At 50.0% G+C, this 19,690-nt stretch carries 17 protein-coding genes, 2 tRNA genes and 1 pseudogene; 9 read left to right on the plus strand and 11 right to left on the minus strand.

The genetic code is table 11. The annotated features are described in order from the left end of the window. Window positions 1-2: 2 nt before the first annotated feature. Window positions 3-2,669, minus strand: coding sequence for a DNA mismatch repair protein MutS (gene mutS, locus AB1757_29340; GenBank protein MEW6131172.1), 2,667 nt, complete (start codon window positions 2,667-2,669; stop codon window positions 3-5). A 315-nt stretch (window positions 2,670-2,984) separates the two neighbouring features. On the opposite strand from mutS, the gene AB1757_29345 reads away from it, so the two are divergent. Beyond that, entirely contained in the window at window positions 2,985-3,641 is a 657-nt protein-coding gene (locus AB1757_29345) for a hypothetical protein (protein MEW6131173.1), read from the plus strand. 123 nt (window positions 3,642-3,764) lie between these two features. Here AB1757_29345 and AB1757_29350 read toward each other — a convergent pair whose 3' ends face one another. Continuing rightward, the gene (locus AB1757_29350; protein ID MEW6131174.1) at window positions 3,765-4,802 is read right to left on the minus strand and encodes an ATP-dependent 6-phosphofructokinase; all 1,038 of its coding nucleotides are present in this window, start codon (window positions 4,800-4,802) and stop codon (window positions 3,765-3,767) included. Window positions 4,803-5,042: 240 nt separating this feature from the next. Here AB1757_29350 and tsaB point away from each other — a divergent pair, with 240 nt between their 5' ends. From tsaB to AB1757_29365, 3 genes are read left to right on the plus strand one after another with little or no spacing between them, the layout of a single operon-like run. Beyond that, window positions 5,043-5,801: a tRNA (adenosine(37)-N6)-threonylcarbamoyltransferase complex dimerization subunit type 1 TsaB gene (tsaB, locus tag AB1757_29355; protein MEW6131175.1), complete on the plus strand. Its 759-nt coding sequence runs from the start codon at window positions 5,043-5,045 to the stop codon at window positions 5,799-5,801. Between the two features lie 14 nt (window positions 5,802-5,815). Next, a complete protein-coding gene (rimI, locus tag AB1757_29360; protein MEW6131176.1) occupies window positions 5,816-6,328 on the plus strand; it encodes a ribosomal protein S18-alanine N-acetyltransferase in 513 nt (170 codons plus the stop codon). A gap of 23 nt (window positions 6,329-6,351) precedes the next feature. Then, the gene (locus AB1757_29365; protein ID MEW6131177.1) at window positions 6,352-6,900 is read left to right on the plus strand and encodes a DUF4367 domain-containing protein; all 549 of its coding nucleotides are present in this window, start codon (window positions 6,352-6,354) and stop codon (window positions 6,898-6,900) included. On the opposite strand, the gene AB1757_29370 is transcribed toward AB1757_29365, so the two are convergent. Further along, complete coding sequence (locus tag AB1757_29370; GenBank protein MEW6131178.1) at window positions 6,869-8,206, minus strand: lysophospholipid acyltransferase family protein; 1,338 nt, start codon at window positions 8,204-8,206, stop codon at window positions 6,869-6,871. The two genes, AB1757_29365 and AB1757_29370, sit on opposite strands and share 32 nt — an antisense overlap. A gap of 207 nt (window positions 8,207-8,413) precedes the next feature. Between AB1757_29370 and AB1757_29375 the strand changes: the two genes are divergently transcribed. The 3 genes from AB1757_29375 (at window position 8,414) to AB1757_29385 (ending at window position 9,412) form a co-directional block, all read left to right on the plus strand. Next, window positions 8,414-9,127, plus strand: coding sequence for a choice-of-anchor D domain-containing protein (locus AB1757_29375; GenBank protein MEW6131179.1), 714 nt, complete (start codon window positions 8,414-8,416; stop codon window positions 9,125-9,127). A 67-nt stretch (window positions 9,128-9,194) separates the two neighbouring features. Then, window positions 9,195-9,269, plus strand: a tRNA-Gly gene (locus tag AB1757_29380). A 71-nt stretch (window positions 9,270-9,340) separates the two neighbouring features. After that, window positions 9,341-9,412 (plus strand) — tRNA-Cys (locus tag AB1757_29385). 39 nt (window positions 9,413-9,451) lie between these two features. Here AB1757_29385 and AB1757_29390 read toward each other — a convergent pair. Continuing rightward, complete coding sequence (locus AB1757_29390; GenBank protein MEW6131180.1) at window positions 9,452-12,529, minus strand: diguanylate cyclase; 3,078 nt, start codon at window positions 12,527-12,529, stop codon at window positions 9,452-9,454. Window positions 12,530-13,162: 633 nt separating this feature from the next. Here AB1757_29390 and AB1757_29395 point away from each other — a divergent pair. Beyond that, window positions 13,163-14,761, plus strand: a complete 1,599-nt coding sequence (locus AB1757_29395) for an alpha-N-arabinofuranosidase (protein MEW6131181.1) — start codon at window positions 13,163-13,165, stop codon at window positions 14,759-14,761. Window positions 14,762-14,888: 127 nt separating this feature from the next. Here AB1757_29395 and AB1757_29400 read toward each other — a convergent pair whose 3' ends face one another. The 7 genes from AB1757_29400 to AB1757_29430 form a co-directional block, all read right to left on the minus strand. Next, entirely contained in the window at window positions 14,889-15,344 is a 456-nt protein-coding gene (locus AB1757_29400; GenBank protein ID MEW6131182.1) for a YetF domain-containing protein, read from the minus strand. Between the two features lie 23 nt (window positions 15,345-15,367). Beyond that, window positions 15,368-15,868, minus strand: a complete 501-nt coding sequence (locus AB1757_29405) for a hypothetical protein (GenBank protein ID MEW6131183.1) — start codon at window positions 15,866-15,868, stop codon at window positions 15,368-15,370. Window positions 15,869-16,002: 134 nt separating this feature from the next. Beyond that, on the minus strand, window positions 16,003-16,683 hold the full coding sequence (locus AB1757_29410; GenBank protein ID MEW6131184.1) for an outer membrane beta-barrel protein: 681 nt from the start codon (window positions 16,681-16,683) through the stop codon (window positions 16,003-16,005). A gap of 105 nt (window positions 16,684-16,788) precedes the next feature. Then, window positions 16,789-17,007 (minus strand): hypothetical protein, encoded by a 219-nt coding sequence (locus AB1757_29415; protein MEW6131185.1) that lies wholly within the window; start codon window positions 17,005-17,007, stop codon window positions 16,789-16,791. Between the two features lie 38 nt (window positions 17,008-17,045). Next, window positions 17,046-17,315 (minus strand): hypothetical protein, encoded by a 270-nt coding sequence (locus AB1757_29420; protein MEW6131186.1) that lies wholly within the window; start codon window positions 17,313-17,315, stop codon window positions 17,046-17,048. 12 nt (window positions 17,316-17,327) lie between these two features. Beyond that, window positions 17,328-17,633 (minus strand): thiamine-binding protein, encoded by a 306-nt coding sequence (locus AB1757_29425; protein ID MEW6131187.1) that lies wholly within the window; start codon window positions 17,631-17,633, stop codon window positions 17,328-17,330. 454 nt (window positions 17,634-18,087) lie between these two features. Then, window positions 18,088-18,975, minus strand: coding sequence for a helix-turn-helix transcriptional regulator (locus AB1757_29430; protein MEW6131188.1), 888 nt, complete (start codon window positions 18,973-18,975; stop codon window positions 18,088-18,090). Window positions 18,976-19,210: 235 nt separating this feature from the next. Here AB1757_29430 and AB1757_29435 point away from each other — a divergent pair. Further along, window positions 19,211-19,480 (plus strand): annotated as a pseudogene (locus tag AB1757_29435) (BMC domain-containing protein). Window positions 19,481-19,690: the final 210 nt, after the last annotated feature.

Raw genomic sequence — 19,690 nt, forward strand, 5'->3', positions numbered from 1 at the left:
CTTCACATTACTCGTTCTTTCAACTTTTGCAACACCTGAACCGCCTGTTCGCCCGTGAGTTCCTGCAAATCAAGATTGCGAATCTCATCAATCACAACTTCGTTGGCGGCTTCAAAGAGCGTCGGTTGCGGGGCTTTTTTACGCGACGGCAGATGGCGCGCGAGTTTGGGTCTGCCCATCACATCCAGTTCGTTGGCTTCCAGGTTGGTTAAAATCTCGCGGGCGCGTTCGACAACTGCGCGGGGAAGTCCCGCAAGTCGCGCGACCTCGATGCCGTAAGATTTCGACGCTGTGCCTTCGACGACTTTACGCAAAAATACAATCGAACCGCCGGATTCTTTCACAGCCATTTGATAATTGCGAACCCCCGGTAAGAGTTTCGCAAGGTCGGTCATCTCGTGATAATGCGTGGCAAATAAGGTCTTCGCGGTGTGTTGCGAATTGTCGTGCAGGTATTCGGCAATCGCCCAGGCAAGCGACAAGCCGTCGAAAGTCGCGGTGCCGCGTCCGACTTCATCGAGTAACACCAGACTGCGCGGCGTCGCGGTATTTAAAATGTTTGCCGTTTCGGTCATCTCAACCATAAACGTCGAGCGCCCGCGCGCCAGATTATCCGAAGCCCCGACGCGCGTGAAAATTCTATCGAGTATGCAAAGCCGCGCTTCGTCCGCCGGAACGAAGGAACCGATTTGCGCCATTACGGCAATCAATGCGCACTGCCTGAGCCACGTCGATTTGCCGCCCATATTCGGACCCGTGATGATGAGCAAACGGTCTGTCGAATTATTCAAATAGGTATCGTTGGGAATGAAACGCTCGCCCATCGCTTCGATGACCGGGTGACGCCCGGTGCGGATATAAAATTCATCATCTTCGGTCAGGTGCGGACGACAGTAATTTCGGCGCGCCGCGACTTCAGCGAGCGCCAGCAGCACGTCGAGCGTCGCCAGCGCCTGCGCGGTTGCCTGCACGCGACGGGTTTGCTGTGCGATGGACTGGCGAATTTCGGTGAACAGTTGTTGCTCGATTTCCGTGATGCGTTCTTCCGCGCCTAAAACTTTCTGCTCATATTCTTTCAATTCCGGCGTGGTGAAGCGTTCGGCATTCACCAGCGTCTGTTTGCGCTCGTAATCGGCAGGGATATTTTTCAAACTGGCTTTGCTGATTTCGATGAAATAGCCGAATACATTATTGAATTTGACTTTGAGGGTGGCGATGCCGGTGCGCGAACGTTCGCGGGTTTCGATTGCTGCGATGAACCCTTTGCCTGAACTCGAAATCGCCCGCAGTTCATCGAGTTCTGGGTTATAGCCGCTGCGAATATAGCCGCTTTCATTCACGGTTGCCGGCGGTTCATCGACGAGTCCCGCGCCGATGAGTTGGCGCAAGTCCGCGAGTTCATCGAGGCTTTCGTTAAGAATTTCAAGCAGCGATGAGTTGGCATCCGAAAGCATTTCTTTGACATTGGGAATGGTATCGGCTGAAGTTTTCAGCGCCACTAAATCGCGCGGGGTGGCGCGACCGAGACTGACGCGCCCCATCAAGCGGTCAAGGTCAGCGACGCGCTTTAATTCCGCTTGCAAACGGTCGCGCAGTATTAAAGCGTTTTTCAGTTCCGCTACCGCATCCAGTCGCGCATTCAATTCGCCAAGACGCATCGAAGGGCGCAGCAGCCATTGTTTCAACAGACGCGAACCCATCCCTGTAACCGTTTCATCCAGCACGCCAAGCAAGGTGTTATTACGCGCGCCATCGAGCGCATCAATCAATTCGAGGTTGCGAATCGTCGGCGCGTCCAGCATCAAATAATCGTTCGGCTCAAAATAGGAGATACCCGATATATGATTGGCTTCGGCTTTTTGAGTTTCGCGAACGTAATGGATGATTGCGCCGGCAACCGAAATGGCAATCTCTTTGCCGCCGAGTCCGAATCCATCGAGCGACGCAACATCGAAATGCGTCAGCAGCAGTCCCCGCGCATACTCGAAAGCGAACAACCAATCATCGAGCGGATTCAGCGACGGCTCGCAGTTGGTTAAATGAAATGCCGCGGGTTGACGATTGGCGTTGCCATTTTCAGCGGTTGATTCTTCAGATTTTTTCTGCGGTTTGAATAAAGGTTCAAGCGATTTCGGAAAGAGAATTTCACGCGGGCTGAAACAATCGAGTTGTTCTAGCACGCTTTCCCAAGCGGCGTCGCCAGTGAACTCTGTAGCCACAAATTCGCCGGTTGATAAATCGAGAAAAGCGACGCCCATGCCCAGTCCACCGCCGCAGACCGCCGCGAGATAATGGTTATCGCGCGATTCCAGGAGTTGCGAATCAATCGCGGTTCCGGGGGTGATGATGCGCACGACTTCGCGGCGCACGAGTTTGGTTTGTGATTTTTTCGGGTCTTCGGTCTGTTCGCAGATGGCGACGCGATACCCTTTGCGCACCAGTCTGGCGATGTAAGAGCTGGCGGCGTGATAAGGCACGCCGCACATCGGCACCGGTTGACCTTTTTCGCGATTGCGGGCGGTCAGGGTAATTTCCATCTCTTTCGAGCCGATGATGGCATCATCGAAAAAGAGTTCGTAAAAATCGCCTAAACGAAAGAACAGCAGTGTGCCCGGATGTTGGCGTTTGATTTCATGGTACTGCCTGAGCATTGGCGTCGCGTGTTGCATAATTGGTTAATGATAGGTTGAGGTTATTCGGGCTTTATTAAATCGTTGCCTATTTTATTATTGTTACTTCCCTTGAAGCAGCGAAATCATACCATTTTCATTGGTCATTAAGAAGCACAAAGGCTGTAGTTTGGCGCTTCGCTAAATTATTTTTTCAAGTAATAAAAGGGAGGTCTTGACAATTGCCTCTTGCAGGAAGTCATATCACTTTACAAGTGCAGGTAACTTGAGTTAATACTGGTGGCGAAATAGGAAAATAAATAAAGCGAAAAAACTTCAATTGAGTGATTGAAGTTTCCCAGAAGAGGTAAAGCAATGCGCCGCAAAAAACTCGCCTTTCTTGTCATCATTCTGTTGATGGGGATGGTCTTGCCCGGTCTGCTCCCGCCGTTTACGCAGACCAAAGCTTGGGCTTCAACCACACGCTTGATGGCTGACCCCTTGCTTCCGAAAATCAGCAAAGCGACGATGGTGAAAAAATTATTGACCGTTGAAGGGGAGAATTTTGTTGAAGGGACAATTTTGTTGGTTAATGGCGTGAAGGTGAAAAGTTACCTTGATGAAGTGACGCCGACGACGAAGTTAAAAGTCAACAAAGCGAACAAGCGATTACCGATAGATGAAATCGTTAAGTTGCAAGCGCGCAATCCTGATGGCCAAGTGTCAGGGGAATTCGCGTTTTTCACCGGTTTAACATTCAGCACACAGAACACGATTAATGGGCTTCCGGCATTCGTTCAAGTTGGACGAAAATTCCTGATTTACTTTAATGACGAGAATACCGCTTGGAACGTCCATATTCCGCCAAATGAGATTTATGTAGAATTTGTGGTCTCTACTCAAGGCATTTGGCCGCGCTCTCAAGATATATTTCTAGCCAAGCAACCGGGATATGCGCCATTCTGGATGAAAGCATTTCCGGTTGGGCAAGCGCATTACCTATATCTTGTGAACCTTCAAGTAGTCGAATAGGGATTCGGCAAAAAATTTTATTCGCAAACTCAAATGTGCATTGAGATGTGCAAATCGCGAAACAATCATATTGAATCAAACTTATTTGACCTGAGGGCTTGCGTGAACTTTTCAAACAAGTGATTACCCGAAAAATATTTCAGCGACGCGGAAGATGTCTTCATCAACCGGCTTCAGGCGATTGGCGACCGATTCCAACAACACCGAAGTGATTTGCAATCCGCAAGAGGCCGCCATCCTGCCGAACTCTTTGCGTAAAACCATCTCGACCGCGTGTACTCCTAAACGGGTTGCCAGAACTCTATCGAATGCCGTAGGCGAACCGCCGCGTTGAATATAACCGAGCACCGTCACCCGCGACGACAGCTTGATGCGTTTTTCGATTTGAATGGCGACCAGCGCGCCAATGCCGCCCAGTCGGTTTTCCCGGTAAATGCGCTCACGTTGTTTTTCGCTGAGAAAATCTTCGTCCGGGTGCGGGCGGGCGTCTTCGGCAACCACGACGATGGAAAAATTTCTGCCCACCGCCTGGCGTTGTTGCAACATTTCGCAAATCTCCGAGATGCGAAAGGGTTTTTCGGGAACCAGAATAATATCGGCTCCGCCCGCCAGCCCTGCGTGTGTGGCAATCCATCCCGTATGTCGCCCCATCACTTCAACAACCATCACCCGATGTTGCGATTCGGCGGTGGTGTGCAAACGGTCAATGGCTTCCGATGCGATGGACACCGCCGTATCGAAGCCGATGGTGTAATCGGTGCCGACGATGTCGTTATCAATGGTTTTGGGAATGCCGACGATGGGGTAGCCTTCATCGCGCCACATCTGGGTCGCAGCAGAAAGTGTGCCGTTGCCGCCGACCACGATTAATGAATCCAAACCGAATTTTTTCCAGTTGTCGCGCATCTTCTTTAAGGCGCTTTTATCTTCGAGCGGACTAAAACGCGAAGTGCCTAAAATCGAACCGCCTTTATATTGAATGCCGGCTACCGAATAACGTGAGAGCGGTTTGATGTCGCCGTTTACCAGACCAAGCCAACCCGACTGTATGCCATGCACAGGGATGTCTTCCTGCATGGCGCGACGCACAATGGCTCTGATGACCGCATTGAGACCAGGGCAATCGCCGCCCCCTGTTAGAATGCCAATATATTTACCCATTTCCTGTCTCTTTCTCGATTTAAAAACTGTTGCCGAGTAGTCGAAGCCAAACGCCCGTTTATGCCTGTCGGAACTTGCGAGGTTGTCTCAGTCTTTAAGGAAACTATATAATCCCGCCTTTGTTTCAATGTCAAATTTGTAAAATTGATAGGGCTTTAAATTCGTTTGCAAGTGTACTCAGGAAACCGTTTAAATTTTTTCAGGCAAACGAATTTTAGGTGACGGGCAGAGGCGAATTTTATGTCCAACAGGGAAACCGGTGAACCTCAAGGCGATAATGAACCGCTCATTCTCGCGCTCGATACTTCATCCAAACTCACGAGCATGGCGATTGCCCGTGGCGAAAAAATCATTGCGACCTTCGGAGCCGAACTCGATGAAACCCGTTCGACCAAACTCTGGAACCTGATTGATTATCTGCTTGAGGCGGTCGGTGTGAAAATCGAAGCGATTGATTTATACGCAGTCTGCACGGGACCCGGCGGGTTTACAGGGTTGCGCGTCGGGATGGCGGCGACGCAAGCGTTTGCCGCGGCGACAGGGAAGTTGACAGTTGGCGTTTCATCGCTTGAAGCCTGGGCGGCGGCGGTTCCTTTCGCCACCACGGTTTGTTCAATGCTGAATGCCTATAAAGGCGAAGTCTATTCACAACTTTTTGAGTTGAACGAGCGGCGAGAGCCATTGGCGCGCAATGCGCCTGAGGTCAGCGCGATAGAAAAAGCGTTGGAGCGCGTCGCACAAATTGATAATCTAGTAATCGTTGGCGACGGTGCGCATTTGCATCATCAGGCGATAAAGCAATTTTCGCTTGATGAGGGTAGCGGTTCAACAACCGCATCACCAAAAATTTGGCGCATCCATCAGCATTCGGGGTTTCTCGCTGAAGAAATTGCCCGACTCGGTTTTTTGAAGATGCAAACGGGCGCGGCGGTCTCGGCAGAAAATTTACAGGCGACCTATGTGCGTGGCGCGGATATTAAAATAAAAGTTCAAGGGTAAACCAGGGGATTAAAATGGCGATGCAGGTTAGCAGGTTTGAGGATAATGGATTTTCACCTTCACAACAGATGTTTACCGTCGATTGGATGACGCTCGACGATTTGAGTGAAGTCGTCGAGATTGAAGAAATCTCCGGGCTGAATCGCTGGGGGTATGATTCATATAAACGCGAAATCCTCACCAACCCTTCGGCGATTATGCTGGTGGCGCGAACCAGTGAAGATGTCGGACGCCGGATATTGGGCTTTTTTGCGGGATGGACAGTCGAAGATGAAATGCACATCAATAATATTGCTTCACACCCCGGTTTCAGACGCATCGGCGTCGGGCGTAAACTGTTGGAAACCGCGCTGGGATTTGGCGGGCAACGCGGCATTTCATTTGCGATTTTAGAAGTCCGCGCCTCCAATGAAACGGCGCAATCGCTGTATCGAAAAATGGGTTTCAAATACGTCAACCGCAGGCGCGATTATTATCGCTTTCCAACCGAAGACGCATTTGTGATGCGGCTCGAATTATACGCTTGAAAATTTTTTTGGAGACAAACGGCTTGAAATTAAAAACCCACTGCCCGGTAATTTTGCTTGTCATCTCTATTTTTCTTACTGCCGGTTTTTCACAATCCGCTGCGGCGCAGAGCAAAGACCCGAAAGCTTTTGCTCAAGGCATTCTTGCGGCGTTAAGCGATAAACAGGTCGGCGAGTTGTTGGCATTGCGCATTCCGGTTGCCATTCCGACCTATATACCTGCGGGCTTTCGCGTTGATGAAGTGCAGATCGAAAAAGACCAATACACCACCGGCTACACGATTCGTTATGCCAACAATCGTGGGGCAACCTTTGCCATTCAATCGGCAGACGATGGCATCGGCAGTGTTGAAACCGTGAAAACTCTCAAAGGCAAAAATCCCTATTTCAATAACGGCTTGGAAGTCGGGTATCAAGTGGAAGACAAAACCGAAATCTGGGGTGAATGGATAGAAAATCGTCGTCAGGCGAGCGGTTCAAAAAAGCTTCAATACTATTCGCTCACGGCTTCAAAAATCTCTTTACAGGAAGCCATGAAGATTATGAAGTCGCTCCGTTATTTGCAGCGGTGAGGTCATTGACCGTGCCTTGTCTGCGAATATCGTAAGCGGCGCTGATAAAGGTTTGCAGATAGCCGATGATGGCAATGCCTAAAGCTGCATAGGAGAGCAATTGCCAGTCGGTCTGCTTTGATGATAGAAGCGCAAAGGCGAGGCTGAGACTCAAGACCGTAACCGTTGCCTGGTAATAAATCGTCCGAAACCAGAAACAGAAAGCGATAATAAACACCGTAAGGCTGGTGAACATGCCAAGCCCGTTTGACCAGTTGAGCAACATGGCAACCGATAAATAATAAACCGCCACCAGACCGCGCACGAATTTCTGCAAAGTAAAATAATCTTCCCAGAAGAAAGCAAAGAATGCCGCAAGCGAAGTGGCAATCAGCAAGCCGTTTTTTTCACCTTCGGGTACTCCAAGGGTGGCGGTCAATCCATGATGCCAGATGAGCATCAACCAGACCGGCGCAGAGTTGCGCACCCACTTGGCAAAACGTGACGGTTTGATCAACAGCAAATCGGTGATGAGATAAAGGTAATAACCGAGCGGCGGCAACCAGACGGCTTGCCAATTTGTAAAAAATGAACCGCGAATCACCAGAATCAAAGTGCTGATGAGCGCGGCAACCAGCGGTACCCATTCGTAGATGCGAAGGTTTGACGGCGGTTGTTTATACCATTGCTCAAAATGTGTATCGCCGCGCAGCGCCGGTCTCAGCGAACGATTGATGGCTTGGGCGATTTGATTCATCACCTCTTTATGATATTCACGATCATCTTTGCGGGTCGCAATGTCGGTTGGATTTAAATAAATCGGTTTGTGATAACGCACGATAATTTTTGCCGGTTTAGGAAAAAGTTTGATGCGCGGCCAGGCGCGATAAGCGCCGCCAATGGTTATCGGCACAATCGGCGCGTTGGTTTCAATCGCCAGTCTAGCGGTGCCGGTTCTCAGTTCGCCCATCGGTCCTTGTTCGGAGCGTTGCCCTTCGGGAAAGATGCCCAGGGCATGCTGATTTCGTAAAACTTTGACGGCTTCCATAAACGCCGATTCGCCTTTGCCTTTGCGAATGTCTACCGGGAAAGCGCCGAGTTTGCGAATCACCAAACCGAGAAGCGGGACTTTAAAGAGCGCATCCCATGCCATAAATCGTATGACTCGTTTCACAGGCAACGCCACCAGCACCGGGTCCAGGTAAGAAGGATGATTGCCCGCAAGGATGACTGCGCCATCTTTAGGCACATTATTGAGTCCATAATACTCCACAGTGAACCAGATTTTGAAAAACGGTAAGGCGAGAAGTTTTAAGATATTCAACATAACTTTCGGCGTTCCTCAAATAAACAGCAACGAATTAACCATACCGCTTAACCGAATGCAATAGTCCCGAACTGGGGAGCACACCGGCATCTTTAAAAATTTCATGAAATAACCGGGCGATTAACCATTTTGACTTTACAGCAAAGAATCCACTTGCCTTGCACGGTTATGGCGAGTTAATGCACAAGGTTTTGGAGACAACAAGATATGTACAGCGGTTGCAAGATTGAAATGATCAACGAAGGCGCAATCTTTTTTCGCCCCCTGACCGACACCAAAAACCCGGTTGAGCTGACCGGCGAACAACCGCGCATTGCCATTAATCTGACCTCCGTCAATTTCGGCAAGGTTGCTCAGAATGCCGCCGCATCGGAAATGGTTTTTATCAAAAATATCGGCAAACAGGCATTGGTGATTTCGGCAATAACTCCGCCTGAAGCCCCGTTTTTATTGGATAAAGTGCCACTGCCGCTCACCTTGCAACCCGGCGAAAAGACCCGCTTGATGATTCGCCTTCGCCCGGTTGCCACGGGGTTTCAATCAAGTGTATTGCGCATCAAATCGAATGACCCGACGAAAAGTTTTCATTCACTGGTCATTGATGCCGAAATCGTAAAACCCCGGCATGGTTTTTATGAGGCGAAAACCGGCGACCCGCAAAGAGATTTTGGAAATTTAAACAGGACACGCGACTCCTATCAAAGAACGCCTAATTACGCGGTCGAAAAAATCACCACCAGGGAAAGCCCGCGCCCTAAAAAGCGGTTATTGATTTTATCCGTCATCTTAATCCTTTCATTTATCGGCATTTTAATTTATCAAATGAGCGATTCACCGAAGGCTTCGGCGACCCCGCAAACCGCTGTCCCGCAACCCCCAAAAGTGGTTTCGAGCGCGCTTTGCCCGGCGCTGATGAAATGACCAATAAAAAATTTGCAGGCGGAGTTGACAGGCTTAAAGCCGCGAGGCTATATTGAACATTCGCCAAGCGGGAGTAACTCAGCGGTAGAGTGCGACCTTGCCAAGGTCGAAGTCGCGGGTTCAAATCCCGTCTCCCGCTCCAAAAGCTCAAAGCGAAGGCAGGGCACACCCAAGCCGCCTTCGCTTTTCATTTGATAATTCAAGCTTCAAAACGGCGGCGTAGCCAAGTGGTAAGGCAGAGGTCTGCAAAACCTTTATTCATCGGTTCGATTCCGATCGCCGCCTCTTTCAAATCAAAACTCAGGCAGCACTCCCTTTTCTTTATCAAACAACCTGTGGGCATCCTTGCGCAGTATGGTCCACAGCCTGCGCTTCGACCTGGGCAACGCAACGATTGCGCCCTTGTTCTTTGGCGTGATAAAGCGCCTGGTCGGCGGCGGCGATGAGTTCATCTGCCGTCACCTCTGGCGATGGAATCAAGGTGGCAACCCCCAGGCTGATGGTCACAACCGAGTTTACTTTTGAACTGCGATGCGGAATTTGTAAGGCTTCAATTTGCATCCGTATGCTTTCGCCGACCACCATTGCCCCCTCGGTTTCGGTCTCGCTCAAGATGACTGCAAACTCTTCGCCGCCATAACGCGCCGCCAAATCAGAAGCACGCCTGATCGAATCGCGCAGCACGCCGGCTACCTGCTTCAAACAATCATCGCCGCCTTGATGCCCGTAGGTGTCGTTGTACAGTTTGAAGTAATCCACATCCATCAAGAGCAGTGAAATCGGTGTCTGCGCCCGCCGAGCGCGCTGCCATTCCTGCTCTAAAAAGTTGGTGAAACGGCGGCGGTTGGCGATGTTGGTCAACCCATCAAGAGTAGCCAATTGATTCAACTTCTCGTTGGCGACTACGAGTTGTTCGGTGCGCTCGACCAGGTCGGCTGTGCGCTCGGCGACCAATTGGGTCAGCCTGCGTCCAATGGCTTTCAGTTGCCGCACGCGCAAAATATAAATCGTTGCCGCCAGCATCAAGAAACCCAGCGCACATGCCGCATAGAACCATTTGGTTTGATAAAAGTACGGCTTCATGTAAATTTGCAACGTGGTGCCGGTTTCATTCCAAACGCCGTCAAAGTTGGCGGCGATGACCTGGAAAGTGTAATGACCGGGCGGCAGACGCGGGTAAAAAACCGAACGTTGCGTCCCCGCCTCCGTCCATTCTTCATCGAGTCCCGCGAGCTGGAATTTGAACCGCACATATTCGGATTTGACCGAACAGGGCGCGGTAAATTGAATCTCCAAATTAGCCTGACCCGGTTCAAGAGTAATGCCGTCTTTGAAGTTCGCGCTCTTGCGGTCAACCATCACCGCTGCGATGGCTGCCAGCGGCGGCGGCAAATCGTGCGGCGCTGCTTCGGGGTCAATCATCACAATGCCCTTCTGATTCGGGAACCAGAGTTTGCCGTCGCGGGCTTTGATGCCCGCCGGTTGACGCTCGCCGTTACATTCGACGGAGAGCATGCCCTCTTGAGTACCGTAGGCGACCGAGTGGATGGCAGCAATCTTGCCCTCGGCGTAGTCGTTGAGCTGGCTGCGGCTCGTGCGATAGATGCCGCGGTTACAACTGATCCAGAAATTGTCGCGGCGGTCTTCAAGAATTTGAAAGACGCCGTTGTTGAACAGCCCGGTCTGTACGGTATAGACGGTAAACCGCCCGTCTTTCAAGCGGGTTAAGCCGCTATCGAAGGTGCCGATCCAGAGCGCGCCGTCACGGTCTTCGTAAAGGCTGCGAATGCGGTTGCCAGCCAGCCCGTCTTCTGCCGTCAATGGCGCGAAGCGGTCGCCCACAGAACGCGCAAGCCCACCGCGTGTGCCAACCCATATCGTGCCTTGATGATCTTCGTAAATGACTGTTACGCCGTTGTTCGGTAAACCTTCTTTGGTGGTGTATAAAGTCGATTTCCCCGCCTGCGCCTTGAAAAGCCCTTTGGTGGTGCCAAACCAGAGATTGCCCGCGCGATCTTCAAAGATGGCATCGGGCGCTACCGATTGGGTCAGTTCCGAGCGGTCGGTCAACTGCCCGTTCTTCATTAGCAATACGCCCGTTTCAATGCCAATCCATAAACCGCCCTCGCGATCTTCACAAAATGATTGTGCCCCGGAGCCTGGAAATTTTTCAGGCGGCGCGGCGGCAACAATTTTGTACCGAGGCTTGCGTGACGGGTCGAGCAGATAGCCGGTAAATCTGCCGTCAGCGAAACGGCTCATGCCGCCGCCACCGCCAATCCAGATCGCGCCAGTGTGATCCTCAATAATCGGATAAACGATGTTGGCGAGCAGCCCGTCGGATTGTGAATACGCGGTCAGAAATTGCCGCGTCAGACGGTACAAGCCGTTTTCATTGGTGCCCACCCAAATGGCGCCGTCACGGTCGCAAAATGCCGCCCGGATATTTTTGCTGTTGATTCCATCTTTCGCGGTATAGATGGTGAAGTGACCGTCGCGATAACGCATGACGCGACGCTGGCTGTAGAGCCAGACATTTCCTTCCAGGTCTTCGCCGGCAAATTTGATAGTGGAATAAGAGGGAAGTCCGTCCACTTGCGTGTAATGCTTCAGGGTATCGCCGGCGATGAGATAGACCTGGTTATCGCGGGAAGCGAACCATATATTCCCGGCGCGGTCTTCGTAGCGGAAACGAAAAAACTCATCAAGCGTAAGTTGCACGGGAAAGCTGGTCTGCTGCCCGCCTTTGAAGCGCATCAGTTTGCCCGGTTCGATGACCCAGCGCGCCTGTGAACGATCAATAAACTCGTTCACCGGGCGCTCATCAATGGGAACGAACGATTGCTCTGCGGTCCATAAAAAGATATTTGCCGAGGTCAGTCGCTGGTCTCCAGTCCAACGGAGGTAGTTATACTCGCCGGTGTCGAAAAAGAGGATGGGCAAACCGTCTTCGGAGCGTTGCATTCGCCCGACATATTTGTTGGGTAATCCTTGCGCGGGAGTCAGCGAGGTGAAGACGCCCTTGTAATACCCCACCAGCCCGCTATCTGCCGTGCCCGCCCACAACCTCCCCTGGTCATCTTCAAACAGCGATAAAAATTGATTGCTGCTGATGCCCGGCGAATTGCCTTTATCGAGATTGGTGAAGCGCATCCCATCATAACGCACCAGTCCGTCGTAGGTGGCAAACCAGAGGTAGCCGTCGCGGGTTTGGGTAATCGCCGAGATCGTATTCTGCGGCAGTCCGTTGCCGGTGGTGTAGTGCTCAACGCGGTATTGCGCTGACGCCTCGGTGGTTGTCAAGACGCTAAGTAACAGGCAAAGTAATAGCACCCTGCCGAACCGGCAGTAGACTTGATTTTGGTCGGAAGATTCCCTCACAAAAGCCGAACGATAAGCCATAAACTGCCACCATATCCTTTTAAATATGATTGCGAATTGCCTGTAAAATACAGTGCCCATCATCGCTCAGAAGCTAATAAAATCAAGCCTTTTGTTCGTTTTAGGGTTTTGCAATTGTCTGAAGGGGAGCGCCAATCTCGCGAAGTTCGCTACGCTGAGGACACCCTCATCAGATAGACCGGATTTTGTTGGTAATCGAAAATTGAATGAGAGAATAAAGTCATCGAGGTACGATGACTGACAAGTTGGTATAAGGTTGTACAAAAGTTTTCCTTAGTCCCGCAAAATTCATAATCATCGGTTCGATTCCAATCGCCGCCATTCTTTTCAATCAGCGACCGTCATTGCAAAATTGCAATAAAACTTGGGTGCCGAAATTTGCGGACACCACAATGGTTTTCACTAAGTCTTTCCTGAACCAAATACTAAAAACCGATTGCCAGAAATTCAGGCTTTCGGTAGGTGGTTGAAAAAAAGATTCAGACAGGGTAAAAATTGACCGGACATCCGACAGATCACTGAAAGCTCAAGATACTAAAAAATAGTCTCATTGATAATCAATCACTAACACATTTTTCTTGATTATAGTGGCAGCGGATTGCTGCGCTACACTCTGGTCTGGAGGAGATATTTATGCGTTCCCGGCAAATGTTTTTGCTCAACCGAACATCATTATGGGCTGCTACATTGGCACTCGTTTTTCTCGCTACATCAATTTCTCATCGGGCGCAGGTTCAAAGTCCCGAACCACACAAAGCTTCATTGGTGATTCGCGCCGATCAACCCAAAAGCACAATCAACCGCAACCTCTATGGACATTTCGCCGAACACCTGGGGCGGTTGATTTATGGCGGACTCTGGGTAGGCGAAGATTCGCCCATCCCCAACACCCGTGGGCTGCGCAATGATGTCGTCGCTGCCTTGAAAGAGTTGAACGTGCCGGTGTTGCGTTGGCCCGGCGGCTGCTTTGCCGACGAGTATCACTGGCGCGACGGCATTGGACCGCGCAACCAACGACCTAGACGACCGAATGCGAGTTGGGGCGGTGTGGATACGAATGCCTTTGGCACACACGAATTCATGGATTTATGTGAGATGCTCGGAGCCGAACCCTACATCAATGGCAATCTCGGCAGCGGCTCGCCGCAGGAGATGATGGAATGGATTGAATATATGACTTCGGACGCCGATTCCTCACTGGTTCGTCTGCGCCGCCAGAATGGACGCGATAAACCTTGGAAGATTCCTTATTTTGCCGTGGGCAACGAGAGTTGGGGGTGTGGCGGAGAAATGCGCCCCGAATATTACGCCGATGAGTTTCGTCGCTATGCGACCTTCATCAAAAACTATTCCGGCAATAAGATTCAGAAACTCGCCGTCGGTCCTTATGATAACAATTACACCTGGACGGAAGTGCTCATGGCACAGGCGGCAAAATATATGCACGGGTTGTCGCTGCATTATTACACCTTGCCGACCGGTGATTGGGGACGCAAAGGGTCTGCCACTGAGTTCGGTGAAAAAGAGTGGCATGCAACGCTTGTTCGCACCCTGCGCATGGATGAGTATATCCAGAAGCATAGCGCCATTATGGATAAGTATGACCCGCAAAAGCGCGTTGGGTTGATGGTGGATGAGTGGGGCACCTGGTACGACGCCGAGCCAGGCAAAGACCTGGGCGCGCTCTATCAGCAGAACAGTTTGCGCGACGCCGTGGTGGCGGGAATAAATTTGAATATCTTCAACAACCACTCAGACCGCGTGCAGATGGCGAACATCGCGCAAATGGTGAACGTGTTACAGGCGATGGTCTTGACCGACAAGGAGAAGATGGTTCTGACGCCGACCTACTACATCTTCAAAATGTATAAAATCCATCAAGGCGCGACGCTGATTCCAAGCGAACTCAACGCGCCGGAGTATAAACTGGAGCAGGCATCGGTCCCATCGTTGAATGTTTCGGCTTCACGCGACAAAGATGGCAAACTGCATCTGTCAATCGTCAACCTCGACCCCAATAGAGCTATCGAAATCACGACCAGCGTTGCAGGCGCAACCGTAAAGAACATCAAAGGCGAAGTGCTTACCGCTGCAATGATGAACGCCATCAACACCTTTGATAAACCGAATGCCATCAAACCTGCGCCATTTAGCGGCTATAAGATTCAAGACACACAAGTGATTCTCAACATCCCGGCGAAATCGGTCGTGGTATTGGAACTACAGTCGTGATGTTGCGATGAGATAGCCTGAATACTTGAGAGGGAGCGAGAAATTTTGTTTGCCGGTTTGCTGATTGCTCAACCCGCTCTCAGACCTGGATTGCCATCGCTATCAAATAAATTTTCTTTGATGATGTTTATAGCTTTGCTTCCTTCTTGGGCACAATGGTGATTTCACCATCGCATTCTAAAATGGCGTATTTAATTTGTTCGAGGCGCTCCAACCCTTGTAATGCGCGCGCTGCCGTCATGATGTCATTTTCATTAATGCGCGCCTTTTGCAAGCGATGTTTGTGCACCTTGCCATTTTCAATAATGATAAGCGGCGTGCCGTCCAACCATTTGTCTAAAGCGGGGAACCATTGTTTTAAATGAGATAAAACGATACTGGTGCCAATCAAGGTGATAATCAACAACAATCCATTGGTCATCGAATGGTCATCGCTGACCATTGCCTGCTGTGTCGTTTCACTGATGATAAGCAATAAAATCAGGTCGAAATCGGTGATTTGGGTTAGCGTCCGTTTTCCCGATAATCGGAAAATGATTAACAGGACGAAATAGACCACAAGACCGCGAATGACGGAATCCATAAACTCAAGCCCTCCGTTAAATGTTATGGGTAAATGAAGGGTGTGAAAGCGAGCCTCGCCCCTTCATCGGTTGTCAGCTTGATGGGCAGGCGACCATAGGTATCCGGTTTGTAACGCAGGGTAATCGTTAAAGATTGTGGCGGATTGCTGATTTGAAAATTGTAGATAAACTGTCGAGCCGTGACTTCAACCCGCACCGGTTCAGGGTCAATGCGTTGAAGTTCGATTCGATCAATAAAATCGCGATTGATGGATAATCGCGTGATTGCATCTGTAGCGGGTTGCGACGACAGGTGAATTCTTAAAACGGTTGGCGCTTGATAACGAGCGAACCTGCGATATTCTGCCTCAAGCGTTGAATTGGCATCCCTGACCATAGCATCGCTTAAAGGTCCCGTGCCGAGTAATCCGACCAGTGCTGCCAGTACCAGCAGACTCATCAGCAGCCAGCCAATGCGCTCAATCATCCATTCGCGTTGTTGATGGACAAGGTCTTGAGCTACCTGTATGACGGCATCAGACATTTTAAACTGTAAAATTTCAAGTAAGCTGAATAACCTCCAGCTTACGGGAATAAAGACTGGCACAGGGGCGTTAAGACTTTCCTCTGGACTCTTTCTGGCTCTCGGTGCCTGTGCCAGTTTCTCGTTAAATATTTTTAAAAGACCAGTCCGACAGAGATGCGGACATTATCCTGTCTTTGAGATTCCAGCGTGAATGGCACGATTGCGCCTGCCTGTCCGAGTCTTTGAACAGAACGGTCTTTCAAAAAAACCGGCGCATAATCGATTTGAATCAATCGCAAGCTGAAATTATCCGAAAGGCGAACATCGACACCCCCGCCTATAGCCATCGCAAAATCTGTCGCCCCCGTATCAAAAGATTCGGTGAAACTGCCGCCGGCAATAGGGAATTGCGATTCCACTTCAAAGCGCGTGTGAGCGCCACCGAAAAGCGCATGGACGTATGGCTCAAACCGGCTGGGGTTGCGGTATTTGAGTTTCGGGCCAGCCATAAAATAAACTACCCGGGTGTCAATTCTATCTTCATCATTGGGACCGAAAACCTCTGTATCTTTCTTCCGATGAAAAGAGAAATCTCCGGTGATGCCGAAATAGTCATTGAAATACCCTGTGAATGAGGCATTCACGCCATGCAGACCTACTCGTCTACCGAAGAAATCATCATCGAATATGTTTCCGGGATCGTTTCTATCCGGGATGCCTTCAGCCTGAAGGTTTGAATAACCAATGAAAAAATCGGCTCGTTTGCCACTCTGAGCGAAAACCCCAGTGGACAAAATAATCAAACAAACGGTTGCCAAAACTAGTTTACGCATACGACTTTTTACTACTCCTTTTATGGTTTTCCTTGCCTTAACGAATGCTGGCGTTAAGGTTTTTCCCACGTGCTCTTTTGCCTGCCAAACAATTGTGCCAGTCAATTAAAAGAGCGGAATATCATTAGGGTTTGGATCATCCGAATTGGGTAACGGGTCTTCGCGTTCAACATCCGGCTCTTCAGGAAGCAGCGGCGGATCGGTTACCGGATAAGGGTTCGGAGGAATGACATCAGGGTTGAGCGGGTCTGGCGGCAAAGGGTCATCCGGGTTTTCGGGTGGGATATGGGTTGGGCGTTCGTCAATCATTGGGTCTTTGCTCATTGTGGTTTCTCCTGAATATAAAATGCTTTTCGTTGGTTTTATGATTTCTCAATTGTTGTCGCGCCTCTTTCGCGAGGTTTCGCATCGGGCGCAAAACGCGATAATTGATCTACTTCACGCTCTTCGCCAATCTGCAATTCAGCGGGTTGTTGCGATTGATATAAGAAATTGGGATTGTCGATGAAATCTTCGGTTTTTTTCGCATCCCGGTCATCTTTTCGTTTTCTGCCGGGGTTATCGAACAGGATGAACAACGAAAAGACCACCACGATAGCGACAATCATAATGATGATTAAGGTTTGTGACATAAGCCGTCCTGTTCAGGTTGAGAGTTTGCGCCCGGCAGCCGCTTCAACCGAGGTGATGTTGCGGGTAATTTTATTCGTCACCCCCTCTTCATCTTCGATTTTAATCGTCGTAATCACATGCTTTGAATGATTACGCATTCGCAGATGACAGAGCCTGACGACTTCCATGACCTCCTGCCACTCGCCTTCAACGCAAGTTGACCCAGGCGTCAGTTTATAAGGCAATCCGCAGGTATCGACGATTTTTAAAATTTCAGCGAGTGGCCCCGATAGGTGGTCACCGGCTCCAAGCGGCAGGATTGAAAACTCAACTAACATCTCTTTCCTCCCTTCATCATTCAGTATTGACAGGGCGTCGCCGCAATCACCCCTTGAGCAATAGGGATGGTTCATAACGCGAGAGTCGGCAAGGTTTCAGTAACTGGTTATCCAACCGGCAGGGTTTGATCGCCGCCGTTCTCTTGCGCTATTCGCTTCAACTTTTATTCACCCCATCGTTGACCGTAATCAATGCAGCGATGTCATGGATGCAGACACCCCTATTCATTCATGCGTCAATGTTTCTCACGTTGAGGTCAGAGAGCAACCCATGTGCCAGCAAGACAACGGCTGAGAAGGGATGAGCGAAATTTTTAAACACGCCAATTCGTTTGCCGAGCGGGCTTGACCGTGACAATAACCGCAACTTTACAGGGGAAAGCGAAAATCCCCGCAGAGGGGATGAACGTTGACCAGGCATATAAAAGGTGAGATGGATTCGATTAATGAAAATCTATTGCGGAGGTGCCGGGGATTGGGTTTGAAAAAAGGTTGGCAAGGTATCGCGTGAAATTAAAATGTTGCCTTTCCATTCCGGTAAATCAACCGGCAGATTTGCTTCTTTGTTGTTGATAATCAACTTCAAGGATTGTTTATTGCCATATTTGATTTTGACAGCCGAGAGAGCGGGCGGCACATCCTGACCTTCGCCGGGTTTTAAAATCACTTGCGCGGGTTTGGCTTCATCGGCTTGATACTGAATCCATATATCGTTGTCTTTGGCTTCGATTCTCACCTTCAAGGTATCGCCGGCATTGACACTGGGTGCCTGTGGCGGTTCAGCGGTTGGCGTGGGTTGCGATGAATTTTGCGAAGATGCCGATTGCGACGGTTCTTCCGCTTGCGGTTGTTCGATTCTGGGCTTTTCGGGAATGACCACCTGAGCCGCTTGATTCTTATTAATCTGCCGGACGAGCGCGGCGATGATGATGCCGACGACAATTAATATTCCAATAATGATGAGCACACTCGACCAGTTGGTTTCGGTTGAGGTCTTGGCAGGTTTCTTGCGAATGACCGGCGGCTGATTTTCGTAAGCTTGAATAATTGAAGGCGGTTGTTTCGACGATTTTTTATGATTGTCTTCCGGTTGTTCGATAACCGGTGGCGGCGCGACCTGCTGCACATAAAGATTCATCGCTTCATCTTCGTTCATGCCGACTTTTTTAGCGAAAGCGCGAATAAACGAGCGCGTAAAGATGCCGCCCGGTAATATCGCATAGTTATCGGCTTCGATGGCTTTAAGAAAACGAATCCCTATTTTGGTGGAATCAGCGATGTCGTTAAGGTCTATGTTGAGTTGTTCGCGTCTGCGTCTTAGCTCTTCGCCTAGAGTCGGCATAAGTTGTTGCACGACCTCTCTTTTCTCCTGTCGTTATTGGGGCTTACGGATGCAAACAGAATCTTATGGTTGCCGGGCTTGGGTGTCAAGCAGTTTGCTTGACTGCCTATAGGTGTTTTGTTAGTTTTGATGCTCTTTGTTAAGAAAATCATTTGAGCATCAAAGAAGCAACAATTTTCATCGCTGATGCCCATCTTTGAATAAGCATCAACAGTCCGAAATCGGAGGAATATTTATGTCAATGGAAGCTCTCGGCATGATCGAGACCAAAGGCTTTGTGGGAGCCGTCGAAGCCGCAGATGCAATGACCAAAGCCGCGAATGTCGTACTCGTCGGCAAACAATATATCGGCGCGGGCTATGTCACAGTGTTTGTGCGCGGCGATGTCGGCGCGGTAAAAGCGGCGACAGATGCAGGCGCTGCCGCCGCCCGGCGCGTCGGTGAATTAATCAGCGTTCATGTCATACCGCGTCCACACCGAGAGTTGGAATACATTCTGGAAAAAAGCAAAACCATTAAATCGGTTCACGAATTGACCAACGGCGGACAAGGTCAACTTTCTACCGGTGCCGGTGGTGATGGTTCGCGCGCGCTCACCGAAGGCAAAAAAGAACGGAAATAAATTTTTTGGTATTTTGTGCTTTGAACCTGGTGACAGGTACGTTGAATTTTTAATCACATTTTTCCTGGTTTGCCTGTACCTGCCAGGTTGATG

It is taken from the genome of Acidobacteriota bacterium, from assembly GCA_040754075.1.
GTDB lineage: Bacteria > Acidobacteriota > Blastocatellia > UBA7656 > UBA7656 > JBFMDH01.

Excerpts from the sequence above, each read along its gene's own strand:
- mutS (MEW6131172.1), bottom strand. The coding sequence starts at position 2,669 with ATGCAACACGCGACGCCAATGCTCAGGCAGTACCATGAAATCAAACGC.
- AB1757_29345 (MEW6131173.1), top strand. The coding sequence starts at position 2,985 with ATGCGCCGCAAAAAACTCGCCTTTCTTGTCATCATTCTGTTGATGGGG.
- AB1757_29350 (MEW6131174.1), bottom strand. The coding sequence starts at position 4,802 with ATGGGTAAATATATTGGCATTCTAACAGGGGGCGGCGATTGCCCTGGT.
- tsaB (MEW6131175.1), top strand. The coding sequence starts at position 5,043 with ATGTCCAACAGGGAAACCGGTGAACCTCAAGGCGATAATGAACCGCTC.
- rimI (MEW6131176.1), top strand. The coding sequence starts at position 5,816 with ATGGCGATGCAGGTTAGCAGGTTTGAGGATAATGGATTTTCACCTTCA.
- AB1757_29370 (MEW6131178.1), bottom strand. The coding sequence starts at position 8,206 with ATGTTGAATATCTTAAAACTTCTCGCCTTACCGTTTTTCAAAATCTGG.
- AB1757_29375 (MEW6131179.1), top strand. The coding sequence starts at position 8,414 with ATGTACAGCGGTTGCAAGATTGAAATGATCAACGAAGGCGCAATCTTT.
- AB1757_29390 (MEW6131180.1), bottom strand. The coding sequence starts at position 12,529 with ATGGCTTATCGTTCGGCTTTTGTGAGGGAATCTTCCGACCAAAATCAA.
- AB1757_29395 (MEW6131181.1), top strand. The coding sequence starts at position 13,163 with ATGCGTTCCCGGCAAATGTTTTTGCTCAACCGAACATCATTATGGGCT.
- AB1757_29400 (MEW6131182.1), bottom strand. The coding sequence starts at position 15,344 with ATGGATTCCGTCATTCGCGGTCTTGTGGTCTATTTCGTCCTGTTAATC.
- AB1757_29405 (MEW6131183.1), bottom strand. The coding sequence starts at position 15,868 with ATGTCTGATGCCGTCATACAGGTAGCTCAAGACCTTGTCCATCAACAA.
- AB1757_29410 (MEW6131184.1), bottom strand. The coding sequence starts at position 16,683 with ATGCGTAAACTAGTTTTGGCAACCGTTTGTTTGATTATTTTGTCCACT.
- AB1757_29415 (MEW6131185.1), bottom strand. The coding sequence starts at position 17,007 with ATGAGCAAAGACCCAATGATTGACGAACGCCCAACCCATATCCCACCC.
- AB1757_29420 (MEW6131186.1), bottom strand. The coding sequence starts at position 17,315 with ATGTCACAAACCTTAATCATCATTATGATTGTCGCTATCGTGGTGGTC.
- AB1757_29425 (MEW6131187.1), bottom strand. The coding sequence starts at position 17,633 with ATGTTAGTTGAGTTTTCAATCCTGCCGCTTGGAGCCGGTGACCACCTA.
- AB1757_29430 (MEW6131188.1), bottom strand. The coding sequence starts at position 18,975 with ATGCCGACTCTAGGCGAAGAGCTAAGACGCAGACGCGAACAACTCAAC.